This window comes from Paraburkholderia panacisoli (assembly GCF_008369935.1).
GTDB classification, from domain to species: Bacteria; Pseudomonadota; Gammaproteobacteria; order Burkholderiales; family Burkholderiaceae; genus Paraburkholderia; species Paraburkholderia panacisoli.
In genome coordinates this window covers 1-8,212 of record NZ_VTUZ01000102.1, presented here as the reverse complement: position 1 = coordinate 8,212, position 8,212 = coordinate 1, and the positions used below count along the sequence as shown (strand labels likewise).

General features: G+C 55.2%; 6 protein-coding genes and 2 pseudogenes. 4 read left to right on the top strand and 4 right to left on the bottom strand.

Annotated features, from left to right (window positions below; translation table 11 throughout):
- Positions 1-81: 81 nt before the first annotated feature.
- Both FVF58_RS50350 and FVF58_RS50340 read right to left on the bottom strand, forming a co-directional pair.
- A complete protein-coding gene (locus FVF58_RS50350) occupies positions 82-690 on the bottom strand; it encodes an RNA-guided endonuclease InsQ/TnpB family protein (protein ID WP_246217607.1) in 609 nt (202 codons plus the stop codon).
- 362 nt (positions 691-1,052) lie between these two features.
- A complete protein-coding gene (locus tag FVF58_RS50340; RefSeq protein ID WP_149676889.1) occupies positions 1,053-1,943 on the bottom strand; it encodes a LysR family transcriptional regulator in 891 nt (296 codons plus the stop codon).
- Positions 1,944-2,430: 487 nt separating this feature from the next.
- On the opposite strand from FVF58_RS50340, the pseudogene FVF58_RS55170 reads away from it, so the two are divergent.
- Positions 2,431-2,898: pseudogene (locus FVF58_RS55170) on the top strand (Cache 3/Cache 2 fusion domain-containing protein); the annotation flags it as partial.
- 129 nt (positions 2,899-3,027) lie between these two features.
- Positions 3,028-4,197, top strand: a pseudogene (locus FVF58_RS50335) (methyl-accepting chemotaxis protein); the annotation flags it as partial.
- A gap of 1,205 nt (positions 4,198-5,402) precedes the next feature.
- Here the strand turns inward: FVF58_RS50335 and FVF58_RS50330 are convergent.
- The gene (locus FVF58_RS50330; RefSeq protein ID WP_149676888.1) at positions 5,403-5,675 is read right to left on the bottom strand and encodes a hypothetical protein; all 273 of its coding nucleotides are present in this window, start codon (positions 5,673-5,675) and stop codon (positions 5,403-5,405) included.
- Positions 5,676-5,973: 298 nt separating this feature from the next.
- On the opposite strand from FVF58_RS50330, the gene FVF58_RS54050 reads away from it, so the two are divergent.
- Both FVF58_RS54050 and FVF58_RS50320 read left to right on the top strand, forming a co-directional pair.
- Positions 5,974-6,177 (top strand): hypothetical protein, encoded by a 204-nt coding sequence (locus FVF58_RS54050; protein WP_246217605.1) that lies wholly within the window; start codon positions 5,974-5,976, stop codon positions 6,175-6,177.
- A gap of 915 nt (positions 6,178-7,092) precedes the next feature.
- Positions 7,093-7,686 (top strand): TetR/AcrR family transcriptional regulator, encoded by a 594-nt coding sequence (locus FVF58_RS50320; protein WP_149676887.1) that lies wholly within the window; start codon positions 7,093-7,095, stop codon positions 7,684-7,686.
- Between the two features lie 357 nt (positions 7,687-8,043).
- On the opposite strand, the gene FVF58_RS50315 is transcribed toward FVF58_RS50320, so the two are convergent.
- On the bottom strand, positions 8,044-8,212 hold a 169-nt coding region (locus FVF58_RS50315), incomplete at its 5' end, for an IS30 family transposase (RefSeq protein WP_149676886.1).

The following is an 8,212-nucleotide window of genomic DNA, read 5'->3' as shown; positions in this document are numbered from 1 at the left end:
CACCACTTCCTCACCACCCGTCATGAACGTCTGATCCGTGCGCATGATGTTCTCCTTTGAACAGCACTCGACACTCTGATTTTACGTATCAGTTCGTCGACGACCCCTGCTCATAGGATCTACAGCCAGACAGTGACATCCCGCCGCGACAATCTTCTCGGCCGCGTTGATGTCGCAATGGTTATATGCGCCACACTCGGGGCAGGCCCACTCCCTTATTCGCAAACCCTCCGGGCCCTTCGGGCCCATGCGCCTTTTACAGCAGCTGCAGGTCCGGGTTGAATATGCTTCATCGAGCCACACGCCGGCGTAGTCGCACTTGTATAGCAGTATGGTCCGGAACGAGCTCCAGCCTGCTTCGAGCACGGATTTCGCCATCCGTATCTTCGCAAGCGCTGAGGCGTTCACGTTGCCAATGAAGATGGCGCGGTACTCCTGAACGAGCACCGTGGAAAGCTTATGAAGCTGGTCTTTCCGTGAATTCTTTATCTTTGCATGAAGCGCACGCACGCGTGCTTTGTTCCTCGCGCGTTGCGCTTTCGCAAGCTCACCTTCGAGCTTGCGGTAGTGCCGCCCGGAACCCACCACGTGTCCATCGCTCAGTGAGGCGAAGTCCTTCAACCCGAGATCAATGCCGACGGACTTTGCTGCGCCGCTGCGGTGTGGGCCGTGCTGCGGGCTGAGCTTCACGCTGAGGTCTTCAGGCCAAACTGCGGATAAAGACTGTTGGGTTCGCCGTCAGGTGCTCCAGCAGATCAAGCAAAAACCACGCTTAAGGAATGCCTACTGGATGTCAGCGCGACGCCAGACGGCGGAAATGATGCAAGCAGGCGTGTGTATGTTTTAAAACCGCTATTCGTATCGGCATACTGAGCTGCTGCCCTCGATCCACCAACGGCTGACCATTGCAGGACCGATTTAAACAGGTTTTTGAGAACGTTTCCCCGACTCTGTTTATCTAGCAAACAGAGTTTCGAATCTGCTATTAATTTTTCTGGCTCTGAGTGAATACACAACACGATGTCGAGGCAAAGATCCTCTCTTCACGAAAATCAGGCGATGAACTGCGCAACCAGCTCCTCCATTCTCGAAAGAAATTTCACCAAAACTGCCGAAGAGTTCGATCTACTGTAGCCGATAACGAGGTCAATGGTCGGCGCGTCGCCCTCGACTGGCCGGCTAACCACCGACCATGGCAACAGGTTAGTCGCATACTCTGGCATCAATGCAAGCCCACGTGTGGACGCAACCAGCGACACCGCCATTGCAAGATTATCGACCCCGTGTTCGGGCGCGACATCAATTCCATTTTCTTGCAGATACCGCTCGATTACCTCGTGCAACACCGCGGCCTTATTCGTAGCCATGATGAACGGCTCGTCCATGAAGTCCTTCGGACGGATTGCTGTTTGCGCGGTCAGCCGGTGGTCACTCGGCATCAACACAATGAGCCTCTCCTTATTAACGACCCGATATTCGAGATCGAAACCAGGTTCAGCGCGCAGAAACGCCAGGTCGAGCCTGCCGCGCGCAAGCGCTTGGGCAAGGTCTGGCGAATAGTCACTTGATACCGTGACCTCGATGTTCGGCAATTCATCGCGAAGAATCTGCATGGCCCGTGGCAGCCAGGTCATTTCCTGCCCAGTCAGAAAGCCGAGCGCAAACACCTGTTTCATCGGTTGCGCAGCGCGGCGTGCGGCCTCGGTCGCTGCGTCGACCTGCGAAAGAGCCAACCGCGCATGATCGAGGAATGCCCTGCCCGACGCAGTCAGGTCAACCCCACGTGCACCGCGGTTAAACAGTTGCACGCCGACCTCGTCCTCGAGATCACGAATCTGGCGACTAAGCGAGGGTTGCGATGTGTGCAGGCGCTCCTCGGCCGCGACCGTGAGACTACCTGTCTCAGCGACGGCGACGAAATACCGAAGATGTCGAAGCTCCATTGATGCCTCTTTAGTGTCTCATGCCTCAAAGGCATGCGCATCAGCCTACAAAGTCTTTCTCCTTTTAGCAATAGGCAGCTAGATTAACCGCCAGATGTCGAGGGGGCACCTGTCCGAACGTAATAGGGACCGCAACACCGTCACCGTCCGCACCTTTTGTCTGCAAGTGGGAACCTGAAACGGACAAGGCAGCCATAGTAATCACACGCGCTTGCCTCGAACATGGTCTCGATCGATCAAGATGTCTACGCGTTTGAAGTCGACTGCCGCACTTCGTCGATGAACACCCCAAAGCGCTCAAGAACCGATCTCGGCGTACGGTTCCATCGGTGCCTCAAGCTTCGCCAGCGCCCCCAGTTCGCCGAACGCATCGCGCGGGGGTCCACGAAGTCAAGGATTGACGCGACCGCCAACGCTGACAATTCCCACTGCCACTCCAGTCGTTACTATGAATTCGGACTGGAAGATCTCAATCACGAAATGAATCATGTTCAGGATGGCGCATATGCTCAGTTTCCGCTCGCAAGAAAACCAGATCCGACGACTGCAGAAGAACTTGATGGGCCGCTATAAAGCAGTGTTCTCCCTTGACAGAACAAGGCACGTCGAGATAGCCGGCCAGCAGACACCGATCCTGGTAAACGGCGATCGCGCGGTGAACATGGACCACGCAGTAGTCGACAGCTTTGCAAACGAAACCGGGGGGAACGCTTCCCTTTTTGTGCGCGACGGCGAGGCTTTTGTCCGGGTCGCAACCACGGTCAAAGATGCAAAGGGTGCTCGCGCCTTGGGCGTGACCCTTGAACGCTCACATCCCGCATATCAGCTACTTCTATCTGGAAGCAGCTATTTTGGCTATTCGACCTTATCCGGCAAGAAATTCACTGTTCTTTACGGCCCTATCTGCGACGCAGGCAATAGGATCATCGGCGCCTCTGTTGCTGGTGTAGACATCAGCAAAGCGAAACAGCCAAGTCTTGAGCTAAAACTGTCCTTGCTAGTGATGGCGTGGACCGCGGCGCTTGTTGTAGGCCGCGACGTGACCACCCATCTACTACTTGACCAAAAAACACAACTACTTTTAATCCCCAGCGCCGTCCTGAATCTCGCTTTGGTGCTTATGACTGGCATAGGTGTATTCGCGATCGTCGGACGTAAAGTAAGTCATTCACTGCGCGACGCGGAAACTGCCGCGCAACGTCTCGCGAAGGGCGACTTATCCGTCCAAATACCTGTGAATCGAGGCGACGAAATAGGACAGATACTCGAAGCTTTGAACGGAATTAATACAGGCTTGGCAGGCGTGGTACGAAATGTCCGGGGGACCACGACGAACCTGGCCAATTCGTCTCACGAAATCGCAGCCAGCAATATGGACTTGTCGGCGAGAACTGAAGAACAGGCGGCATCGCTTGAGGAAACGGCCGCCAGCATGACGCAGTTGACGGAAACTGTGAAGCAAAATGCCGACAATGCACGCCAGGCGAATAGCCTGGCAACGAATGCCTCAGATATGGCCGAATCAGGCAACGATGCCGTCCAATCTATGGTCGGCACCATTGGCAAAATTAGCGCAAGTTCGAGCAAAATTTCCGAGATCACCGGCGTCATCGAAGGGATAGCCTTCCAGACAAATATTCTTGCCTTGAACGCTGCCGTGGAAGCCGCACGCGCAGGCGAGCAAGGACGAGGTTTTGCTGTCGTAGCCAGCGAAGTTCGTAGTCTAGCCCAGCGTTCCGCCGCTGCCGCTAAAGAAATTAAGGAGCTAATCGGCTCGTCCGTCGCAACGATTGAAGATGGTGCGGCGCAGGCTTCTCAGGTCGGCGTGACCATGGGTCAGATTAAGCAGGCAATCAAACAGGTCTCTGACATGGTGGGCGAAATCGCTGCAGCCTCTGAAGAACAGAGCCGCGGCATTGAACAGATCAATCAGGCAGTCACTCAGATGGACGAGGTCACGCAACAGAACGCAGCACTGGTCGAACAGGCAGCGGCGGCATCTCAATCGCTTGAACAACAGGCAAACCAGCTAGAGGACGCAGTCTCCTTGTTCAAGGTAGCCGACGCAGGCCCAGCCGCCCCCCGAGGCGCAGCCCCTCATAGCGAACCTGGCCTGCCTGCTCTGTCAAGTAGTTCGACGAAATCCATGAACTCCGAACGATCGTCCGCCACCATTAAAACACCTTCTGTTGGCACCACCAAGAGCAACGTCATTTCGCTGGAATCAACCGATGGCAACTGGCAAAAGTTCTGACAGAGGCAGAACTTTTGCGCCATCGTCGCGTCTGTCGGATACCGAACCCTGATTGGGGAGGTCCAGCAACAGCGCCTTTTCCGCTTCGCGGTTGTGATTTCCGAGCCATCGGAAAGCAACTTGCCTCTACTCAGGGATTGCGCTCGTTTGGGCACGCCGACAGGTCGAGAAGCGATATTTTGACCCGAGTAACCCGACAGAGGGTGCCTGTAGCAGACGAAATAGGGTCACAAAACGTAGATTGCCTGATCTCTACCGTTAGCTTAATAGTGCACAAACCTTCACATGCAGATTGTTGTCGCAGCGCGCCTACCGCTACACCCAGTTCTGCCGCCGTCTCGCCGATTGATAGAAGTCGCATCCGATATCTCCACAAAGATACCGGGCGTAGAACGCGTTTTTAAATGCGATGGTCGGGTTTGCGCGGACACGACGCTTAGTGTTGCTAACCCGAGGCGTGGCCTTCAGGCCGGGGATGAAAGACGGGTGTAGACAGCGAAAGGCGGGCGTGGAAAGCACAGCCCGGACACTGTGATTTTCTAGGGGAGAACGCAGATGTGCCCATACGGGGAAACAACCATACTGGCACATGCAGCACAGGATCCGTGGTCTCCACCCCCGGCTGAAAGACAGGCACACACGTGAATTGCGGGAACAGGCACGGGGCAGAAAATTTCGTCTGGAACTACTGCAACCAACTTTCGGTGAAGGTGTTGGAACAGGAACGCCGGTTCTCCTCAGGGCACGACTTCCAACCCTTCATTAAATGGGGCAGAAAAACCGGACTTGAACTTCACTCGAGCGCGATACATGCCGTCGCCGGAGAATACGCCACGCGCAGAAAACAGGCACGGAAGGTGAAGTTGCGCTGGCGCGCGTCGGAAGGTTCACGGCGCGCGCTGGCTGGAACCCGTTCAAGGCAACGGCGATCCGATATTGGAACGGGCAGCTATTTTTCGGCCTGATGGTTCTTTCGCTGTGGGATAGCTACGGCCTTGCAGGTTATGAACTCGGCGCTGGCAATATCAGCGAGGCTCGCGCGGCCGGCAGTATATCAACATCTGCGTGAAACTGAGTCCGCAGCACTGTCCACGGCGCAGCGAGGCAACAAGGTCCGTTGGCATCGACCTCGGTCTGAAGGACCTTGCTCACTGAGCGACAGACATGTGGTCAGCAAGTGCGGTCACCCGCTAACCATCAAACAATCAGTAAACCGTATGGAGATCGCGCGAGCTGGACGCAGGTTGGCGATCGCCTGATACCGAAGCGCTAGTCAAATCCGAGGAAGATTCAAGGGACGCGTTGTTCGCGCTGTTACGCTCGGCAATGATGGTCTGCTCGCCTTGGCCGCGCTGCGATGCAGGTGCACCGACAGATGGCTGATAGAACGGTGCAGGCCCGTAGCCACTCGCAAAAGCTGGAAATGAGACGGAGATCAGGGTCGTGACGAGTGAGGCGTTGAAAAATTTTATCTTCATCTAAGACTCCAATGAGGCACTGAATAAACGGGCGCGCCGCTATTCATTCTATGAGACACGCATTAAAATCCAGTCTAAAACAGATCCGCATGGAAACTATATTTATAGACTGAAATCACAATTATTCGAACGTGAATAATTCCCGACGATACACGGCGGTCTGCCGAGCCACGCGCTCAGCACAGTGCCGCATTCTGCGTCATCTGGCGGTCACGGAGACCGGCCCATCTGCAACCTGATATCGACCCAGCGCTTTGCGCTGCCTCGCGAAGACACCACGTCTGGCCAGCGCGAGGCCGTGCTGCCCGATGCGCTGTCGGACGCTGCGGCGCGGGCGAAGGGCAAACTGAAACCCATCGTCGCCGAGAATCTCGACTTCATGGCAAAGAAGAAAGCGATGGCGCAGCTCAGTCCAAAGGGAGCGCGCATGCTCTCGGGGCTGCTCTACGAAAAATACCGGCAACTGCTCGAAGCGAAATGCTTCCGGGCACGTGTCGACTGATCCTGATTGACCCAGCCTATACGTCGACCATCGGTGCGGTGAAATACGCAGCGCGACGGGGCTGGAGTGTGCACGCTGCCGCAGCGGGTGTCATCGCCCGTCGCGGACAGAAGTTGACTGAACGTCTGCCACGCGCTGGCACGGTTATCCGTGTTCCGGTGCGGGGAAGTCACCACGCCTCGAACCGCCTGCAAGGATAGCGGGAGATTCACATGTGAGCGCCTGGCGCAGTATTCATGCAGCGTACAGAGGTGTGGTGCGCGGGCAGTGGCTCGCCACCCGGGGCAGCAAGCCGTGCCGGAGTGCGACAGGTACCACGGGCGACGGTGGAAGCATCGCCCCCCCAGCAGGGACTATCGTTACCCCTGCGACAACAATCTTCACGTGCAGGTTTGTGCGCCACTAAGCAAACTGTTTGCAGCGTTGTTGGTCTAAACGATGCTGCCGTGGTCAACGCCCTGCTTTCCAGCTAGAACTGCGACGATATCTCCGCGACCAAATATGAACAACCCGGTGCTCTTGTCTTCTTGATCTTTCCAGCGTGTTTTCCAGACAGCGCGCTTATCGACTTTCGGGTCAAGCTCGATACACGTTCCGCCGGCGTCGCGATTGCACTCATGTGGCGCTCCTTCCGTTTCCGTCTGGCAGACAGAACATTGGCGCCTAGTTGGCTACGCAAGGACGAATACAATGAAGAGACTCGCAAACGCATTGCTGAAACTCCTTCGTCACACTATCCTCTGAGCGCCTCGTTTTTCAAGTGCAAATTCAAGTCGACGTTTTCCATATCATTGTCGGCTGAGGCTCCAACAACTCGCAAGCGTCGAAGCCAGGCAGCGAGACCCATTGGTTCGCTTGACCAATTCAATATGGACGACTATATTGAGTCCATCTTGACACAGGCATCTTGGACTTATGGCCAAAGCATCGCATCGAGAAAAAATTCTGATTGCCGGCATGCAAGTGGTCCACGAGCGCGGCTTCGGCGAGGCGGGCATACGTGACATTGTCCAGGCAGCTGGCGTTCCCCAAGGCTCGTTTACGAATCATTTCGAATCTAAGGAAGCGTTCGCCTTGGAAATCATCGATCTGTATTTTGCAGGGACGCGCATAATGATCGAGAACACCCTCCGAAACGACTCTTTGCCTCCACTGCAACGACTCCAGGTCTACATCGACGCCGCAATGTCGAAGTTGAACAAGAACAGCATGCGAGACGGTTGTTTGTTTGGAAATTTTGCAGCAGAGGCAAGCAGTCACAGCGAGGGCATCAGGCTCCGGCTGAATGAGATATTTGCCGAAATCCGCGAGAGTGTCGCCTACTGCCTGCGTGCCGCCGTTTCAGAAGGCGAATTGGCACAGAGTACCGATTGCGGCGAACTAGCGGCGTTTATCGTCTCATCCCAGCAAGGGGCTAATCTTCTGGCTAAAGCGCAGCACAGTCCAGAACCGGTTAAGCGCTTCAAGCAGATGCTGTTTTCAAGGATATTGCACGGCAATCGGGCATAGCGTGCGATATCTTCGCGCATGATCAGGGGTCCCGGGAGCAACTTCAAAGTAAATCCTGCCAAGAAAGGGCGCCAACTACAGGATGCGCGTACCTACCAACGGTCCAATCCCGCCCCCTTCGAACCCTAGTCAATAGCAATCTTTCTGACCGATTCGATATAGATATAGTAGAAATAGGCCGAGCAACTGAATGGAATCTTCCCATTGATGCTCATGGTTGGCAGCGAAGACGCGCGGAATGACACGGTTGGGAAATCTTAAGTCGGGACTCGATTTTGTTCAGATGATCAAAGCCTTGCCAATCGAGTCGAACCGTCACCAAATCTGCATTCGGATGTCTTGATAGCGATGGCGGATTCAACCGGTGGATGCAATAGTTTGCTGGAATCGTTCGGCAGGCGTTTCGTAGTCCAGTGTCTTTCTCGGACGCTCGTTCAATCGTCTTGCCACGGCATTGAGTTTGGCCTGCGAATACACTGACAGGTCGGTGCCTTTGGGGAAGTACTGCCTTAATAGCCCGTTTGTA